The organism is Streptomyces hygroscopicus, assembly GCF_026168105.1.
GTDB lineage: Bacteria > Actinomycetota > Actinomycetes > Streptomycetales > Streptomycetaceae > Streptomyces > Streptomyces hygroscopicus_D.
The window spans coordinates 13,956-31,757 of the sequence record NZ_LBMW01000010.1; the positions used below are offsets into that span (position 1 = coordinate 13,956).

The 17,802-nt window shown below is 70.8% G+C and carries 13 protein-coding genes and 1 pseudogene; 8 read left to right on the plus strand and 6 right to left on the minus strand.

The window, feature by feature from the left end; all coding sequences use genetic code 11:
• The first annotated feature begins 36 nt into the window (after positions 1-36).
• Entirely contained in the window at positions 37-243 is a 207-nt protein-coding gene (locus AAW14_RS12630) for a hypothetical protein (RefSeq protein WP_265563224.1), read from the plus strand.
• 144 nt (positions 244-387) lie between these two features.
• Here the strand turns inward: AAW14_RS12630 and AAW14_RS12635 are convergent.
• Positions 388-568: pseudogene (locus AAW14_RS12635) on the minus strand (amino acid permease); the annotation flags it as partial.
• 68 nt (positions 569-636) lie between these two features.
• Between AAW14_RS12635 and AAW14_RS12640 the strand changes: the two are divergent.
• Positions 637-1,821 carry an ROK family transcriptional regulator gene (locus AAW14_RS12640; RefSeq protein ID WP_265563226.1) on the plus strand — a complete coding sequence of 395 codons (1,185 nt, stop codon included), beginning with the start codon at positions 637-639 and terminating at the stop codon, positions 1,819-1,821.
• Positions 1,822-1,922: 101 nt separating this feature from the next.
• Entirely contained in the window at positions 1,923-4,703 is a 2,781-nt protein-coding gene (locus AAW14_RS12645; protein ID WP_265563228.1) for a glycoside hydrolase family 2 protein, read from the plus strand.
• On the opposite strand, the gene AAW14_RS12650 is transcribed toward AAW14_RS12645, so the two are convergent.
• The gene (locus AAW14_RS12650; protein WP_265563230.1) at positions 4,690-6,147 is read right to left on the minus strand and encodes a hydrolase; all 1,458 of its coding nucleotides are present in this window, start codon (positions 6,145-6,147) and stop codon (positions 4,690-4,692) included. The genes AAW14_RS12645 and AAW14_RS12650 overlap by 14 nt on opposite strands.
• Positions 6,148-6,515: 368 nt before the next feature.
• Between AAW14_RS12650 and AAW14_RS12655 the strand changes: the two genes are divergently transcribed.
• Positions 6,516-6,779 (plus strand): GlsB/YeaQ/YmgE family stress response membrane protein, encoded by a 264-nt coding sequence (locus tag AAW14_RS12655; protein WP_265563232.1) that lies wholly within the window; start codon positions 6,516-6,518, stop codon positions 6,777-6,779.
• A 187-nt stretch (positions 6,780-6,966) separates the two neighbouring features.
• On the opposite strand, the gene AAW14_RS12660 is transcribed toward AAW14_RS12655, so the two are convergent.
• Complete coding sequence (locus AAW14_RS12660; RefSeq protein WP_265563234.1) at positions 6,967-7,821, minus strand: GNAT family N-acetyltransferase; 855 nt, start codon at positions 7,819-7,821, stop codon at positions 6,967-6,969.
• A 170-nt stretch (positions 7,822-7,991) separates the two neighbouring features.
• Here AAW14_RS12660 and AAW14_RS12665 point away from each other — a divergent pair, with 170 nt between their 5' ends.
• Positions 7,992-8,405, plus strand: a complete 414-nt coding sequence (locus tag AAW14_RS12665; RefSeq protein ID WP_265563236.1) for a GNAT family N-acetyltransferase — start codon at positions 7,992-7,994, stop codon at positions 8,403-8,405.
• Positions 8,406-8,594: 189 nt separating this feature from the next.
• Here the strand turns inward: AAW14_RS12665 and AAW14_RS12670 are convergent, their stop codons facing one another.
• Complete coding sequence (locus AAW14_RS12670; RefSeq protein WP_416223293.1) at positions 8,595-9,218, minus strand: chaplin; 624 nt, start codon at positions 9,216-9,218, stop codon at positions 8,595-8,597.
• Between the two features lie 318 nt (positions 9,219-9,536).
• Here AAW14_RS12670 and AAW14_RS12675 point away from each other — a divergent pair, with 318 nt between their 5' ends.
• The gene (locus tag AAW14_RS12675) at positions 9,537-11,102 is read left to right on the plus strand and encodes an alpha/beta hydrolase (protein ID WP_265563240.1); all 1,566 of its coding nucleotides are present in this window, start codon (positions 9,537-9,539) and stop codon (positions 11,100-11,102) included.
• A 43-nt stretch (positions 11,103-11,145) separates the two neighbouring features.
• Here the strand turns inward: AAW14_RS12675 and asnB are convergent, their stop codons facing one another.
• Entirely contained in the window at positions 11,146-12,987 is a 1,842-nt protein-coding gene (gene asnB, locus AAW14_RS12680) for an asparagine synthase (glutamine-hydrolyzing) (RefSeq protein WP_265563243.1), read from the minus strand.
• A 474-nt stretch (positions 12,988-13,461) separates the two neighbouring features.
• On the opposite strand from asnB, the gene AAW14_RS12685 reads away from it, so the two are divergent.
• Both AAW14_RS12685 and AAW14_RS12690 read left to right on the plus strand, forming a co-directional pair.
• Positions 13,462-14,514, plus strand: a complete 1,053-nt coding sequence (locus tag AAW14_RS12685) for a Gfo/Idh/MocA family protein (RefSeq protein ID WP_265563245.1) — start codon at positions 13,462-13,464, stop codon at positions 14,512-14,514.
• A gap of 234 nt (positions 14,515-14,748) precedes the next feature.
• Positions 14,749-16,182: a PP2C family protein-serine/threonine phosphatase gene (locus tag AAW14_RS12690; protein WP_265563246.1), complete on the plus strand. Its 1,434-nt coding sequence runs from the start codon at positions 14,749-14,751 to the stop codon at positions 16,180-16,182.
• 45 nt (positions 16,183-16,227) lie between these two features.
• On the opposite strand, the gene AAW14_RS12695 is transcribed toward AAW14_RS12690, so the two are convergent.
• Positions 16,228-17,727, minus strand: a complete 1,500-nt coding sequence (locus AAW14_RS12695; protein WP_265563248.1) for a hypothetical protein — start codon at positions 17,725-17,727, stop codon at positions 16,228-16,230.
• Positions 17,728-17,802 lie beyond the last annotated feature (75 nt).

Here is a 17,802-nt window from a genome sequence, read left to right on the forward strand (position 1 = left end):
GCGGCCCCCGCCTGGGCGGACGCCTGGACGGAGCACTTGCCGGGGGGCGATCCGGTCCGCGCCCTCGGGCTCGCCGAACCCCTCGCCCATCTCCCGTACGCCGTCCGCTACCAGGAGTTCCTCGACGGCATCGAGCGGTCGGAGCGGCCGTACCACGAGGGGGACCCGGCGGGGGCGATCCGGCGGGCCGTGCGCTGCCTGGAGCATCCGAGCCCGTTCCTCGCCGAGTTGCGACTGCCATGACCGATCGGACGGAAATGCCGCTCATCGGCGGACTCGCAGGCGTCGGTCCAGGAGGAACCACCCGGCGAGCGGATACCGGCGATCCTGGCGGCGCGGCAGCCGGGCAGGACCCCGCAGGTCCCACCCCGGCCGCCGGCCCCGTTCTCACGCCCCCGCCTCCCGGGGTGCGAGGTAGTCCTCGGTGATCTCCTTCGGGCCGAACGGCCAGACCTTCTCCAGCCGTGCCCAGACCACGAACGCCAGGCAGCCGAGCGCCGGCCAGGCCAGGGACCACTCGACGGGGTGGCCGCCGGGGGGCGTTCTTGTCCGCGTAGCCGTAGATGAGAGCCGATAAAGTCAAGGAGCCTTACTAGACGCGTCGAGGGTGTGTCATGAATGCGTGAGAATGGTGCGATGCCCGACAGCGACGCCGCAGAGCAGCCCGAACAGCCCTGGAGCCGCCGACGGCTGCGCAGCACCAACGAGCGACTGCTCCTGGACCGGCTGCGCGCCGCGGGCAGGGCCTCTCGCGCCCAGCTCGCCCGGGAGACGGGCCTGTCGAAGCCCACGGTCTCCAGCGCGCTCGCGGCTCTGGAAGGGGCCGGACTGGTCCACCAGGTCGGCACGCACACTCCCGAGCGGGGCCGGATGGCCGTTCTGTACGCCCCGGATCCGGCCGCCGGATACGCGCTCGGCATCGACATCGGACGCAGCTGGCTGCGGATCGCACTCGCCGACCTCGACGGCGAGGTGGTGGCCCGGGCGGATGTGCACAACCGGGCCCGCACCTCGGGCGCGATGGCCGACCTGGTCGTCTCCACCGCCCGGCAGGTGGTCGCCACCTCGGGTGTGGGGCCCGAGGAGGTGGCGCACGCGGTGGTGGGCACACCGGGCGTGTACGACGCGGAGCGGCGCCGGGTGCGGTACGCCATGCACCTGCCGGGCTGGGGCCGGGCCGGGCTGTTCGACCGGATGCACGACGAGCTGGGGATCCCGCTGGAGGTCCACAACGACGCCAATCTTGCCGCGCTCGGCGAGTACACGTACGGCGTCGGCGCGGGCAGCCGACTGTTCGCGTACATCCTGATCGGGACCGGACTCGGCATGGGGATCGTCAGCGAGGGCCGCCTGTTCACGGGCGCGCGCGGCGGGGCCGGGGAGATCGGATTCCTGCCGTGGCCGGGGCGGCAGAAGCCCGACACGCTGGAGGACGCGGTGTCGGGTGTGGCGGTCGTCGAGTCGGCGCGGGAGTTCGGCATGACCGGGCACCTCACGGCGAAGGCGGTGTTCGACGCGGCCCGGCAGGGCCATCCCGCCGCGGTCCGGGCGGTACGGCTGGAGGGCGAGCGGATCGCGCACACGGTGGCGGCGGCGACCGCCGTGCTCGACCCCGACCTGGTGGTGCTCGGCGGCGGCGTGGGCCACAGCGTCGACCTGCTGCTGCGGCCCGTACGGGAGACGCTGCGCACGCTCACCCCGCTGCGCCCGAAGATCGCGCCGAGCCGGCTGGGCGAGGACGCGGTGCTCCTGGGTGCGCTGGCGACGGCCCTGGGCACGGCGCGGGACGTCGTCTTCGAGCGCAGGTCGGCGCTGTCCTGACCAACTCTCGGGTGCGCAACGGCGATTGACACGGCCCCCGGGGAGCCCTAGCTTGTGGCGCGTTAGTAAAGTTTCCTAACTTTACAAGGCTGGAGACCGCCGTGTTCCGTCGCCCCGCCACCGGACGCCGTGCCGCCCCCGCTGCGGTCGCCCTGATCCTGGTCTGTTCCCTCTCCTCCGGTGCATGGGCGGGTGCCCGGGACCGGGTCCCGGCGCACCGGCCGCCCGGGCTCACCGCCGTGTCCTCCGTGGCCGGCAGCACCACCGCCCTGTCCGGGTACGCGATCCAGTCCACGGCGAAGGTCTCCGACCCACCGGCCGCCGTCTCCTCTCCCGGCTATCCTGCGAGCGGCTGGTACCCGGCGGGCCCCCGCTCCACCGTGCTCGCGGCGCTGCTCGCGGACGGCCTCTACCCGGACCCGTTCCACTCCACCAACCAGCAGAGGATCCCGAAGGCCGACTTCCAGGTGCCCTGGTGGTACCGCACGGACTTCACGGTCGCCGACACGAAGCGGCGCACCTCTCTGGACTTCAGCGGGGTGATCTCGGCCGCGGACGTCTACGTCAACGGGCGGCAGGTCGCCCCCGCCGCGGACGTGGCGGGCGCGTATACGCACCACGAACTGGACGTCACCTCACTGGTGCGGGCGGGCACGAACACGGTGGCGTTCCGCATCCGGCCCAATGACCCGGACAAGAACCTGACCATGGGCTGGATCGACTGGCTGCAGCCGCCGCCCGACGGCAACATGGGCATCGTCCGTGATGTGCTGGTGCGCCGCGGCGGACCGGTCGCGCTGCGCGAGTCGCACGTCGTCACGAGGCTCGACGTCCCGTCCCTGGCCTCCGCGGACCTGACGGTCAAGACGAAGGCGCGCAACGACTCGGACACGGCGGTCACCGCCACGGTCTGGGGGAGCATCGGTTCCGTCTCCTTCACCAAGGCCGTCCCGCTCGCCGCCCATGAGACGAAGACGGTCACGTTCACCCCGGCCGACGTTCCCGGCCTGCACCTGGCCTCGCCCAAGGTGTGGTGGCCCGCGGGTACGGGCGGACAGCCCCTGTACACCCTCGATCTCGGTGCTTCCGTCTCCGGCACCACGTCGGACACCGCACACGAGACCTTCGGTGTCCGGGACGTGAAGGCGCCGCTCGACTCCGACGGCGCACGGCAGTACAGCGTCAACGGCCGGAGGCTGCTCATCAAGGGCGGTGGCTGGTCACCGGACGAATTCCTGCGCTGGGACCGAACGTACGTCGAGGACCGCCTCAAGTACGCGCTCGATCTCGGGCTCAACACGATCCGTCTGGAAGGGCATCTGGAGCCGGACGAGTTCTTCGACCTGGCAGACCGCTACGGCATCCTCACCCTGCCCGGCTGGGAGTGCTGCGACAAGTGGGAGGGCAATGTCAACGGCGGCGAGCCCGGCGACAAGTGGACCGCCGCCGACTATCCGGTCGCGAAGGCCTCGATGGCCGCCGAGGCCGCCCGGCTGCGCGACCATCCCAGTGTCGTATCGTTCCTCGTCGGCAGCGACTTCGCACCCGACGCCACGATCGAGAAGAACTACCTGGACGCCCTGACGGCCGCCGACTGGCCGGTCCCGGTGGTGGCGGCGGCGTCGGACTCTTCCTCGCCCCGGCTCGGCAGTTCGGGCATGAAGATGACGGGCCCCTACGACTGGATCCCGCCGGACTACTGGTACGCCAAGCGCGAGGGAGGCGCCACCGGCTTCAACTCCGAGACCAGCGCGGGTCCGGACATCCCGACACTCGACACACTGCGGCGCATGATGACCCCGGCCGAGCTGGACACCCTCTGGAAGGACGGGAACGCCAGGCAGTACCACCGCTCGCCGTCGGCGACCTTCGGCACCCTCAAGCTGTACGACGACGCGCTGGCAGGACGGTACGGAGCGCCGACCGGTCTCACGGACCACGTGCGCAAGGCGCAACTCGCCCAGTACGAGAACGTACGGGCCCAGTACGAGGCGTACGGGCGCAACGCCACCGACGCCTCGAAGCCCTCCACCGGAGTGGTCTACTGGATGTTCAACAGCGGCTGGACCTCGCTCCACTGGCAGCTGATGGACCGTTGTCTCGACCAGGGCGGCGCCTACTTCGGGGCGAAGAAGGCCAACGAGCCGCTCCACGTCCAGTACTCGTACGACAACCGGTCGGTCGTGGTGGTGAACAACCGGCACGCGCCGGTGTCCGGACTGACCGCCCGCGTCACGCTGTTCAGCACCGACGGAACGCGGAAGTACGGCAGGACGGTGACCGGGGTGGGCGTCGCGGGCGACGGGGCGCACACGACCGTCGGGACCCTTCCCTCCTCGGCGAGCGGCCTCACGACCACGTATCTCGCACGATTGGTCCTGACGGACCCGGCGGGCAGGGAGATCAGCCGCAACGTCTACTGGCTGTCCACCAAGGCCGACACGCTCGACTGGGCGCACTCCGACTGGTATTACACGCCGACGACGAGCTATGCCGATCTGAAGGGACTCGCCTCGATGGCACGGGTGCCGGTGTCGGCGACGGCCTCCACCAAGGTGGACGCGGACGGCATGTCGATCACGACGGTCACGCTGCGCAACACGGCCGGCGGTGGTACGCCCTCGCTGCTCACGGACGCCCACCTCGTGGACGCGAACGGCAGGCCGGTGCTGCCGGTCCAGTGGTCCGACAACGAGGTGAGCCTGTGGCCTGGCGAGTCGGCGACGCTGACCGCCGTCTACCGGACCTCCGATCTGCACGGCTCGGCGCCGGGTGTACGGATCTCGGGCTGGAACACACCTCAGCAGACGGTCCCCGCGGCCCGAGTGGCAGGGGTGGGCCCAAACTTCGGGCCCACCCCCCGGGGCGTCAGCTCACATTGAGCGCGGTGTCGTCGATGACGAACGACGTCTGGAGGCTCGAACCCTCGGTGCCGGTGAACTTGAGGGTGACGGTCTGCCCGGCGTAGCTCGCCAAGCTGAAACTGCGCTGGGTGTAGCCGTCGGCGGCATTGAGATTGGAGTACGTCGCCAGGGTGCCCAGCACCGTCCCGGAACCGTTGAGAACCTGGACCTTGAGCGTGTCGTAGGCCGTGCCGGTGGAGGTCTCCGCCGTGTCGATGTGCAGAAAGAAGCTCAGGGTGGCGGTGGTGCAGGCGGAGGGGATGGTCACCGACTGGGACAGGGTGTCGGTGTGCGCTGATCCGTAGCCGTCCAGCCAGGCGTAGTACGAGCCCGTACGGGGCGACTCACTGCTGGAGTCGGTGATGACGCCGCTGCTGGCGCTCCAGTTGGTGGCGCCGGACTCGAAGCCGTTGTTGCCGAGGAGCTGAGCGGCCGTGCAGGTGGAGCCCCCGCCACCGCCGCTTCCCCCGCCGCTGCCGCTCGCGCCGGAGAGCCATTCGGTGGCGTTGAGGGCGAGGGCGGCGTTGGTGGCGCCGGAGTCGTTCCAGCCGTCGTACAGCGTGTTGCCGGGCTGGCCGGTGCCGTCGTCGATGGGCGAGCTGTCGCCCCAGAAGGCGACGCGGCCGCTGCCGAAGGTACTGGTCAGGAAGAACGCGCCGGTGTTGCCGGAGTAGCCGGAGCGGTAGAGCAGGCCCTTGACGGAGGAGTTGTCGGAGGGCTTGAGCGTGGCGGTGGTGCCGTTGGCGATCAGGCTCTTGGTGACGGTGCCGAAGGAACCGTGCAGGACAGGGTCGGTGCTGTCGTTGATGGCGGCGGGGTAGCCGGAGGCGATGTTCAGCGAGTCGATCGAGAAGCCGAACGGGTCGGTGGAGTCGACGCTGTTGTTGGTCATCAGATCGTTCAGGATCTTGACCGCGTCATAGCCGTCGTTGTTGCGGTCGGCCCCGGTGTGGTCGGAGACCATGAACAGACCGCCGCCGTTCTTGACGAAGGTCATGATGGCGGTCTTCTCGGCCGCGGTGAACAGGGTGTTGGGCTCGGGCAGGACCAGCGTGTCGAAGTTCGACAGGTCGGTCGAGGACGAGCCGCCGTAGGAGAGGCTGGAGCCCGAAGGAAGCGTCTTGAGGCTGTAGTTGCCCGTCTTCTGCAGGGCGACCCCCCAGGACGAGAGGGCTCCGGTCCAGTCGGTCTCGGTGGACGGGGACGGGTTCTCGCCGAGCGGGTCGGGCTGACTGGTGGAGATGATCCAGTCGGCGTTGCCGGCGGTCTCCGCGTGCGCGTTGTCGAACAGGACGCGGTGTGTCGTGGCCGCGTGGGCCGGTGTGGCGACCGAGGTCGCCTGGACGGCGGCGCCCGCGGTGAGCAGGCCGAAGACGGCGAGAGCCGTGGTGAGTCTGTGTCTGGAGCTGCTGAGGCCGAGCATCGGCGGACCTCCGTGAGGGGTTGGGGAAGGTGTGGTGCAGTGTGCGGCGGTGCAGTGTGGGGTGGTGCCCTGTGGGGTGCTGCGGGTGGTGCCCTGTGGGGTGCTGCGGGGCAGTGCGGGTGCGGTCTCTGCACATCTTCGCGCGTAGAAAGTCCCTCGCGGTCTGCGCGCGTAGAACTCTCTTCCTACGCCACCCGAGCGACGGACTGTTGAACGGTACATGGCATAACGAGGCCTGAACAGGAGAACGGTCCCCCGGCAGGACGAGGATTGACCCCCCATTGACCGGCAGTTGAAGCGGACCGGACTGTTGCCGCGCACGCCGGGCACATGAAAGAGGGCAGAGCCCTTCACATCAAGGGGTGAAGATGGAGATCTCGGGCATCCTCAGTGCCATCGTCATCGGACTCGTCATCGGTGTCCTCGGCCGACTCGTCGTCCCCGGACGCCAGCACATCGGCGTCCTCTGGACGATCGTCGTCGGCATCGTGGCGGCCTTCATCGGGGCCGGGATCGCCTCCGCGTTCGGCGTGGCCCACACCAAGGGCGTCGACTGGATCGAGTGGGTCATCCAGATCGGTCTGGCGGCTCTGGGGGTCGCGGCACTGGACCGGGCACGGGCGCGGCACTGACGGCGCGGACCCTCGTGCCGCATTTCCGTGCGGGACGAGGGCCGTGGCGGCTGCCGTATCTGAACCCGGCGGCTACAAAGCGATGGACGGGGTGGTCGTGCCCGTAAGGCCTCGGCCCGGACCCGAGGCCGAAACCGGCATGCCCCGGTCGTACCGGGCCGGTACGGCAGCGCGGTCCATGCGGGCCCTAACCCAGCTCAAGGGTGGTTACCCCGTACACGCGCTCCGTGGCGTAGGGCCGCACCGGGCCCGTGTACATGCGGGCCGTCTCGAAGGACGGAGTAAGGCCGGAGCGTTCGGCCAGGGACACCGCCGCCCTGTTGGGTTCGGGGACGTCGATGGCGATCTCCCGGCCCGCGGCTTCGGTGCACACCGCGGCGAAGAGGGCATCGGCGCCGTCGGGTGTGTCGGCGAACAGGGGGCCGATGCGCAGGCCGTCACGGGCGGGGCGGATCACCGCATAACCGGTCGGGCGGCCGTCCTCGAACCGGACGAGGACCCGATGTCCCGGGGCGGTGAGCCAGTGCGCCAGAAAGCGGGGGCGGTCGGCGGGGTAGCAGGCGGTGTCGTACGCCACGATGGCGTCGAGGTCGGCCTTCTCTGCCGGACGCACTCCGGGCAGTTCCTCACCGCCGCGGACGACGCCGGTGAACCGCACGGTGCGGTGCGCGAGTTCGAATCCGGACCTGCGGTAGTTGTCCTGCTGCGCCACCACACCGTCCAGACCGACGGTGCGATCGCCGGCGTGGGCGAGGGCCGCCTTCCAGGTGGTCAGCCCCAGTCCGCGGGCACGCAGGTCCGGGCGTACGAGATAGCAGCCCAGGAAGGCGTAGTCGGCACCATAGGTGACAACGGAGATCGCAGAGACGGGTTCTTCGGCGAGTCTGCCGATGAAGAAGCCCCGGGGGTCCTGGGCGAAGAAGGCCGGGCCGTCGGACAGTCCCGGGTTCCAGCCCTCGTCCGCCGCCCAGCCGCTGATCACCGGCCAGTCGTCGAGCGTGGCCCGGGTGATGACGAGGTCTTCGGGACCCGAAGAGGTCATCGCTGGCTCCATTCCGTGGGGGTCGGGGAACGCGGTGATCAGCCGCGCCGTCGGCATCCTTCCCGATCTCCGGTTCGCACGCCATGTGCGACCGGGGCGTTCCGGCCACACCCGGCCGACGCCGGTGCCACAGTGTTGAGCTGCGACGAGGGGTCGTAGGGTGACCGCTCATGACCATCGAACATGTGACGCTGCGACCCGTGGGCGAGGACGATCTGGCCGTCCTGGACAGGTTCCTGACGGACCATGAGGTGGCTTCGTCCTACCAGTGGTTCGGCTGGTGGGACCCGGGCCGGTGGCGGCGCGAGTGGGCCGGGAACGGCCTGCTCGGCGACGACGGGGGCACACTCATGGTGGTACGGGACGACGAGGGGCTCGGTTTCGTCGCCTTCCGGAAGGTCCGGCCCGCCCGCACCGTCTTCTACTGGAACATGGGGATCGGTCTGGTGCCGGCGGCCCGCGGCAAGGGCGTGGGCACCGAGGCCCAGCGGCAGTTGGTCCACTATCTCTTCGCGCACACGCCGGCCGAGCGCATCGAGGCGGACACGCAGGTCGGGAACATCGCGGAGCAACGGGCCCTGTAGAAGACGGGGTTCACTCGGGAGGGCGTCCTGCGCAGCGTCGTGTTCCGTGACGGGCGATGGCGCGACGGGGTGCGGTACAGCATTTTGCGAGGCGAAGCGGCGGTTACCACCCCCCGCTGACGTCGGCAGCAAGAGCGGCCCCGCCGGCCGCCCGTCGGGCGGGGCCCTCCTCGAGGTGACCGAACCGCCTCAGCGGGGCGCTCCCGGCCGGAAGCGGCGGTACAGCACCGTCCCGCCGAGCATCAGGGCCGCGCCTGCCGCGAGCGCGGGCAGGGTGGCGTCGGCGCCCGTGTGGGCGAGGGTGACCACGCGGCGCGGAGCGGAACGCGGCGGATGCGAAGGCGTGCGCACGGTCGGCGGTGCGACGGGCCGCGGAGTGGGGTGGGGCCGGACGCCGGAGGTGTTCGCCGACGTGTTGTCCCCGGCCGCGTTGCCGAGACCGGCCACGCTCACCGTGTTGCCGGTGATGTTCACCGGGAGGCGCACAGGCAGTTGCACACCGTTGTCGGCGAGCACTCCGGATGAATCCTTTCCGCTGCCGTACGCGGAGGCACCTCCCCCCGGAGCGGTACCGTGCCGCGCTCCGCCCCCTCCCCGGTTCCGGTTCGCGCAGGCGTTGCCCGCGGCCGAGTTCAGGAGCCCCGCCACGGTCACGGTGTTGCCGCACGCGTCGACCGGGATGTGCACCGGGAGCTGGATGGTGTTGCCGGAGATCAGTCCGGGCGAACCCGCCGCGGTGCCGTTCGCATCGGAGTCCGCGTGTGCCGGCATCGCCACGGCCAGCGCCCCCGAGGCGGCGGCCGTCGCGATCAAACCATTTCGGGTAACCCGTTTCATAGGTTCCCTGCCTTCCAGACATGTCGCGAGCGTTCGCTCGCACCCGCTAAAACGCCGAGGAGCCAATCCGAGTTATGGCTTATCTTCCTTTCACTCCATCGAGTGGCACGGTTGTCGAACTGACGGGAAAGCAGTCACCCGTACGGCGGCATGCGACGCGTGGCCCGCACCGGCGGCACGCGGGCGACGGCGCTCTGGGCCGCCCCACGGTCCGGAGGCGCACCCCGAAGGGCCCGCCTATCGTGATCCCAGGGACGTCGCCGGATCCGCAGCCGGGACACCCCCGGAGGCAACATGCTGACCCCGCACGGACGCCGCGCGGTCACCACGACGGCGGCCACGGCCGCGGTGCTCGCCCTGCTGGGTGCCGGAATGCCGTCGGTGGCCGCGGCAGGCGTCGGCCCCGATCTGTCCCGCTTCTACCACCAGAAGATCACGTGGTCCGCCTGTCCGGGCCAGGACATGCCCCCGGACCTGCAGTGCGGGCAGGTGACGGTTCCCCTCGACTACGCGAGGCCCGGTGCCGGGACCCTCGATCTGGCGCTCGCCCGTTACCGGGCGACCGGCAGGTCCCACGGCTCGGTGCTGCTGGACTTCGGCGGTCCGGGTGGCCCCGGGATTCCCCTTCTGGCGGCGGAGGGCAAGGACTTCATGGGGCTGACGAACGGCTACGACGTGGTGACGTTCGACCCCCGGGGGGTCGGACGGTCCTCACCCGTCACCTGCGGCGCGGGCACGGACGACGTGCCTGCGGCGAACGGTCCCGCCGACGAGACCGATCCTCGCGCGGCCCTCGCCCGGGTGCGTCAGCTGGCCGAGCGGTGCACCAGGCACGCCGGGCCGGTGCTGCCGCACATAGGCACGATCAACGCCTCCCGCGACATGGACGTGATGCGCCAGGCCCTCGGCGACAAGAAGCTGAACTACCTCGGCTTCTCGTACGGCACCCGGCTCGGTGCGGTCTACGCGGCCCAGTTCCCCCACAACGTGGGCCGGATCGCGCTCGACGGCGTGGACACCCTCACCGAACCCCTGGCCGAGCAGGGGCTGGCGGGCGCGCAGGGACAGCAGAGGGCGCTGGAGGACTTCCTCGACTGGTGCGTCAAGGACCTGGCCTGCCCGTTCGGGCAGGACGCGCGCTCGGCCCGGGACCAGGTCGTCCGGCTCGTCGATCTGCTGGACCGGGAGCCGGCGCCGACCGACCTCGGCATGCCGTTCACGGGTCAGGACCTGGTGGGCGCGATCGGCCAGGCACTGTTCACCAGGCAGCTGTGGTCGACGCTGGAGCTGGCGCTGTCCCAGCTGGTGGATCAGGGTGACCTCAGCGGGGTCCTGCGCCTGTCGGGCGTCGGCGTGTCCCTCCCCGTCGGCCCCCGGGCCCCGGGTGGGCTCGTCGGTCCCGAGGACGTGCCCTCCGACAACCTTCCGGCCGCCCTGATGGCGATCAACTGCGCCGACGACCCGGACCGTCCGAGCGCCGACCGCATCACCCAGGACATCGGCCGGCTGCGCGCCCAGTACCAGCAGGCGTCCCCGGTCTTCGGGCGCTACCGCCTCAACCAGGTGCTGATGTGCTACGGGCGGCCCAAGGGCACCGACTTCATCCGGGAGAGGGTGAAGAACGTGCCGAGCGCGAAGATGCTGCTCGTCGGCACGCGCGGGGACCCGGCGACCCCGTACCGCTGGACCGTGGAGACCGCAAGGCGGCTCGGTTCCTCGGCGGTGGTCCTCGACAACAGGGGCGAGGGCCACACCGGGTACTCGACCTCCAAATGCGTCCACGAGAAGGTCGACTCCTTCCTGCTGTACGGCACCCTGCCGTCCGACGGCAGCTCGTGCGGCCCGGACGTGTCGTACTGAGTCACCACGCCCGGGCTCTTCCGCGACGGCGAGGTGCCCGGCGTCAGGTGAGGGACACCTCCGGCCCGTAGATGTCCAGCCACAGCGCGAGGTCCAGCGCCCGTTCCAGGCCGTGCCGCGACGCCTGCGCGATCTGCGGTGTGTCGCGGTGGGCGAGCCGGTGCAGCCGGTCGCGGTCGATCAGGTCGAAGACCGGATGGGAGGGGCGGGCGAGGAGATCCTTGGCGTGTTCCTGGAGGGCCAGCGCGTACTTGGGGTCCTGCGTGGAGGGGTAAGGACTCTTGACCCTGTCGTACACGGACTGCGGGAGCACGTCCGCGGTCGCCTCCCTGAGCAGGCTCTTCTCCCGGCCGTCGAAGGACTTCAGCGACCAGGGGGTGTTGTATACGTACTCGACGAGCCGGTGGTCGCAGTAGGGCACCCGAACCTCCAGCCCGACCGCCATGCTCATGCGGTCCTTGCGGTCCAGCAGGACCCGTACGAAGCGCGTCAGATGGAGGTGGCAGATCCGCCGCATCCGGTACTCGAAGTCGCTCTCGCCGTCGAGGCGCGCGATGCCCGCGACGGCCGTCCGGTAGCTGTCGGACACGTACGACTCCATGTCCAGCGCCTCGGTCAGGTCGGGGCGCAGAACGTCGGCGTCGTCGCCGAAGTGCCGGCGGAAGCTCACGAGCCAGGGGAAGGCGTCGGCTCGCCGGGCCTCCTCGTCGAAGAACTGGAGGTAGCCCCCGAAGACCTCGTCCGCGGACTCCCCCGAGAGCGCGACCGTGGAGTGCCCGCGGATCGCCTGGAAGAGCAGATAGAGCGAGGCGTCCATGTCGCCGAAGCCCATGGGCAGGTCGCGGGCGCGCAGGACCTTGGCGCGTACGTCGAGGTCGGCGAGCGCCTGGGCGTCCAGGACGATGTCCTGGTGGTCGGTGCCGGAGGAGCGGGCCACGTCGTGCACGAAGGGCGTGTCGGGCGTGCCGCGCAGTTCGTCGGCGACGAAGTTGTCGGCCTGCCCGACGAAGTCCACCGCGAAGCTGCGCACTTTCTCGCCGTGCTCGGCCAGCTGCCGTGCGGCCAGGGCGGTCATCGCGGAGGAGTCCAGGCCGCCCGACAGCAACGTGCAACGCGGTACGTCGGCGACCAGCTGGCGGCGCACGATGTCCTCGAGCAGCGAGCGGACGGTGGCGATGGAGGTGTCGCGGTCGTCGGTGTGCGGCCGGGTCTCCAGCTGCCAGTAGACACGCCGGCGGGAACCCTGCCGGTCGACGGTGACGACGGTGCCGGGCTCGACCTCGTGCATGCCGTCCCACACGGCGTGTCCGGGCGTCTTGACCATCGCGAACAGCTCCCGCAGTCCGCCCAGGCGGACCCGGGCGCGGGACAGGGGGTTGGCCAGGATCGCCTTCGGTTCGGAGCCGAAGAGGACGCCGTCGGGGGTCGGGTAGTAGTAGAAGGGCTTGATGCCCATGCGGTCGCGGATCATCACAAGCTTGTCCTGGCGGCCGTCCCAGATGGCGAAGGCGTACATGCCGTTCAGCCGCTCGGGGAGCGCGTCGCCCCATTCGAGGTAGGCGTGCAGGACAACCTCGGTGTCGGAGTCGGTCGTGAAGCGATGGCCCCGGTCGGTCAGTTCGCGTCGCAGTTCTGTGAAGTTGTAGGTCTCCCCGGAGTAGACCAGTACGACGGTGCCGTCCGGGGTCGTCACGGACATCGGCTGGCGTCCGCCGGGCAGGTCGATGATCGCAAGCCTGCGGTGACCGAGGGCGGCGGGCCCCTCGGCCCATGTGCCGCTGTCGTCGGGGCCGCGGCACGACATGGCCTCGGTCATTGCATCCAATGTCGCGGTCTCGGTCCGCAGATCACGGTCGTAGGAGATCCAGCCGGTAATGCCGCACATATGGTTACCTCCCGCGTCCGGTCCGCCGGGAGGGATCGATGACCTGCGGCTTCTCGAAGCCTCAGCCATTCCCGGGAAACCGGTTGTATCAAGCATCTATATATCGAGCGTGCGGCACGCGCCCCTCACGGTCAACGCGTCCGTAACCGGACCGGCCCCTTGCGCCCCATCGTTTCGGCCGGTTTTTGCGTCCCGTGTACGCGGTGATCGGCCCGTGGCGGGCGGGAGCCGTCAGGTCTCGGCCATCGGCAAAGAGTTCCCCAACATCCGGCGCCGCCGTCCGTCACGGCGGCGAGACGGCGTATCGAGGCGGCGGGACGGCATACCGACGGGAACGGCGCCGGCGGCACCCTGACGACGAGCAGCACCCCCACCGGGGTACTCCGCGCCGCCGGGACCCCCGCCTGGCTGCGGAGACCACCGCCGGGCGGTCTACCCTGCGCGGGGACGGCCTCCGCAGAGGGAGTGCGACTCATGGGTGATCTGCTGGGTGTGGCGGTACTGGGCGCGGGGCACATGGGCGCGGACCACATTCGCCGGTTGGATCATGTGGTGAGCGGAGCGCGTGTGGTGTCCGTGGCGGACCCTGAAACGGATCGCGCCAAGGAGGCCACGGCCGGCATCGAGGGCGTCCTCGTGCACGCCGAACCGGCCGCCGCGCTGGAGGCGCCCGGTGTCCAGGCCGTGCTGGTCGCCTCGCCCGGGCCGGCCCACGAGGAGGCCCTGCTCGCCGCCTTCGCGCGCGGGCTGCCCGTGCTGTGCGAGAAGCCGCTGGTGCCGGACGCGGCCGGGGCGCTGCGCGTGGCGGAGGCCGAGGCCCGACTGGGACGGCGGCTCGCGCAGGTGGGGTTCATGCGACGGTACGACGCCGAGTACGTCCGTCTGAAGTCCCTGTTGGACAGCGGGCGGCTGGGGCGGCCGCTGATGCTGCACTGCACGCACCGCAATGTGTCCTCACCGCCCGGCTTCACCACGGCCATGCTGATCAACAGCTCCGTCTCGCACGAGATCGACACGGCCCGCTGGCTGCTGGGCCAGGAGCTGACCGCGGTGTCCGCGCTCCGCCCCCGGCCGTCCCGCAACGCGCCGGAGGGCCTGGTCGACCCCCAGTTCGTCCTGTTCGAGACCTCGGGCGGCGCGCTCGTGGACGTGGAGATCTTCGTCAACTCCGGCTTCGGCTACCAGGTGCGCTGCGAAGCGGTCTGCGAGGACGGCAGCGCCCGCATCGGGGAGGGGCACACGATGGTCGTCACGACCGCGGACGGGGCGTCCGAAGAGGTCGCGCGGGACTATCTCGTGCGGTTCGCGGAGGCCTACGACCGCGAGGTGCAGGCCTGGGCCGACGCCACCCGGCAGGGGCGGGTCACCGGGCCCTCCGCGTGGGACGGGTACGCGGCCTCGGCGGTCGCCGAGGCGGGGGTGCGGGCACAGCTGAGCGGCGGCCGGGAAACCGTCGATCTCGCCCCGCGCCCGGACCTGTACGGGGGCGCGGGCGGTCGTACAAACGCCCCCCGAACGCACGCGTGAACGGTGACCCATCCGCCTCCGCAGTCCGTCAAGTCACGTAGGCCACATGCGACTTGAGCACCTCCGACGGGCCCCCGCTCGCTCCTCGCGCCCACTCCGCCGCGCCTATGGCATATGCCAGAAGCACCACCTTATCGTGTGTTGCCAAATCCCTTACAGCGCGTCCCGCGCTGTGCAACAGTCGTGGTGGTCCTTCCGTCAGCCTTGGTCGAACCGTCCTCATCGGAGCGCGTCATGCCACCCCCTCTCTCCGCGGACCGGCCCGCCGCCCAGCCGCCCGGCCGCGGCACTCTCGATGCGCTCATCTCGCAGACGAAGCGACTGCGCGGCGACGTGGATGCCGTACGACGGAAGGCACCCGAGGACGGCGCGGATCCGGAGAGCCGGTGGCAGCGCGCACTGTGCGATCTGGCACTGCACCAACTCAGCGACTTGGACGAGCACTTGGCGCAGCTGCGTGACGGTCCGTCGCCCACGCCCGCCGAACCGGCCACGGAACCGCCCACCGCGGAAGGCCGGACAGCCCCGCCCACGTCCCCGGGCGGCTCACTGCTCAGCCGCGTCGGCAGCGCGGAGTGGAATCTGCTGACCGATGCGGCGAGTTGGTCGGGCGAGCTGTACCGGATCCTGGGCCGCGACCCCTCGGCCCCCGCGCTCACCCTCGACGAGCTTCCCTCCGTGGTGCACGACGAGGACCGCCCGCTGCTGACGGCCATGGTCACCGACTGCCTGATCGACGGCAAGCCCATCGACGGGGAGTTCCGGATCCTGCGCCCCGACGGCGAGGTGCGCACCGTGCACATGATGGGCGAGCCCGTGCTCGACGCCGGCGGCAGCACCGCCTCGATGTGGGCCGTGCTGCGGGACGTCAGCGAACTGCGCCGCCACAGGCGGACCGTGCGCGAGACCCGTGACTCGCTGCACCTCCACCGCGAGCGGACCGAGCACCGGCTTGCGGTCGAGCTGCAGGAGGCCGTGCTTCCGCCATGGCGCGGCTCCCTGCGGCTCCCACGGCAGGGCCCCGGGGCCCTGGACGTGGCGGCCCGTTGTCTGCCGTCGTCCACGAACGCGCTGATCGGCGGCGACTGGTACGACGCGCTCGAACTGCCCGGCGGGGACTCGCTGCTCAGCGTCGGCGAACTGACGGGGCACGGGGTGACCGTGGCCTCCGGCATGGCGACGCTCATCGGCGCCCTGCGCGGCATGGCCATGACGGGCACCGAACCCGGCCGGCTGATGGGCTGGCTCAACCAGCTGCTCGACGCCTCCGTCCAGCCGGCCCTGGGCAGCGCCGTGTGCTGCCGTTACCGGCCCCTGACGCGCACCCTGAGCTGGGCGCAGGCAGGCCACCCCGTCCCGCTGCTGTTCCGCGACGGGACGGGGCGCACGCTGACCGCACCGGACGGCGTACTGCTCGGGGCGACCTCGGGGGCCGCCTATGGGCAGGCCGAAGTGACCCTTGCGCCGGGCGACCTGCTGCTGCTGCACACCGACGGGCTGATCCCGCGGCACAGCGGCACGGCGGCCGTCCGGAGGCTGCTCGACCTGGCTCCACGCTTCGGCGAAGCCCGTACGGCCCAGGACTGTGTGCGGACGGTCGTGGAGGAGTTCGGCGGGAGCGGGCACCAGGACGATGCCTGCGTGCTCGTTGCCAGGGTGGTTTCCTGACGATGGGTCGGTACCACCCCTGTCGTACGGGCGGGCTCAGGGCTCCTATGCCTGGGCCGTGTTGCCGCCCCTGGACTTCGACGGTCCCTTCGGAAGGGCCCGTTCGATCTCATCGCGCAGGTCCTGGATCTTCGGGTAGCCGGCGTACTGCGCGGTGAGCCGGTACATCTCGCGCAGCCGGTCCCAGGTGCGGTGGGAGGAGTTCGCCCCCATCGACGTCAGGGCCAGACGGGCGTACCGGTCGGCCTGTTCCGGGTCGTCCGCGATGAAGCACGCGGACGCGAGGGAGATGTGGTCGAAGATCTTCGACCGGTCCCGGCCCGCACCCCGCAGCTCCAGCGCTTCCTTGGCGTGCCGCTGCGCGATGAGGGCCGCGCCGGGCTCGTGTTCGGCGAGGGTGCGGTAGGCCAGGGCCTGCATCCCGTGCAGGTCCGCCTCGTCGAACATCTGCATCCAGCTCGGCGGCGGCACGTCTCCCTTGTCGGAGACGAAGAGGTCCTCCGCCTCGCCGAGGGTGCGCCGCATGGCCTGGCCCTTGCCCATGGAGGCCTGTGCCCAGGCCTCGATGGTGCAGAGCATGGCCTTGGTGCGCGGCAGCACCTGGTCGCCCGAGCCCGTCTTGGCGAGCTGCATCAGATCCAGTGCGTCGTCGGGCCGGCCGAGGTGCACCATCTGGCGGGCGGCGCGGGAGAGCGCCTCCCCGGCGCGGGGCCGGTCGCCGCCCTCACGGGCCGCGTGGGCGGCGATGACGAAGTACTTCTGTGCCGTGGGCTCCAGGCCGACGTCGTGCGACATCCAGCCCGCGAGGACGGCGAGGTTGGCGGCGACGCCCCACAGGCGCCGCTGCAGATGATCGGGGTGGTGGTAGGAGAGCATGCCCCCCACCTCGTTGAGCTGCCCCACGACGGCCTTGCGCTGCAGCCCGCCGCCGCGGGACGCGTCCCAGGCCCGGAACACTTCGACGGAGCGTTCCAGCTCCTCGATCTCCTGCGACCCGATGGGGGCCGCCTCATAGCGGTCGAACCCAGCGGGGTCGGCGTGCAGAGGATCGTCGAAGCGCGGGGCGTCGGCCGCAAGAGCCGGATCGGTGTGCAGCCAGTCGTGCATGGCGCTGCTGAGTGCGGATCCTGCGGCGAGCGCGGCACCCGCGCCCACCAAGCCGCGTCGGTTGAGCATGAGGTCCATTCCCGTGAATTCGGTGAGGACCGCAGCAGTCCGCTCGGGCGCCCACGGCACTCCGTCGGGGTGCTTCGCATTCCCGTCGTCACGTCGTTTCCCCGGGCGCCCGTGCCGGACCAGACCGAGGTCCTCGATGGTCACGACACGGCCGAGTCGCTCGGTGAACAGCGCCGCCAGCACCCGGGGCACGGGATCGCGCGGGATCTCTCCCATGTCGATCCAACGCCGCACCCGTGAGGTGTCGGTCGCCAGCTGGGGGTGGCCCATGGCCGCCGCCTGCCGGTTGACCATCCTCGCGAGTTCCCCCTTGGACCAGCCGGCCAGGCCGAACAGGTCCGCGAGGCGGGTGTTGGGTTGTCCGCTCACATCAAGCCCCCAGGTTCTCGGCTGAGTTGACAGTAGCCCCCTGTCAGTTGCTTGGGGACTATTCGCCAGGGTTCG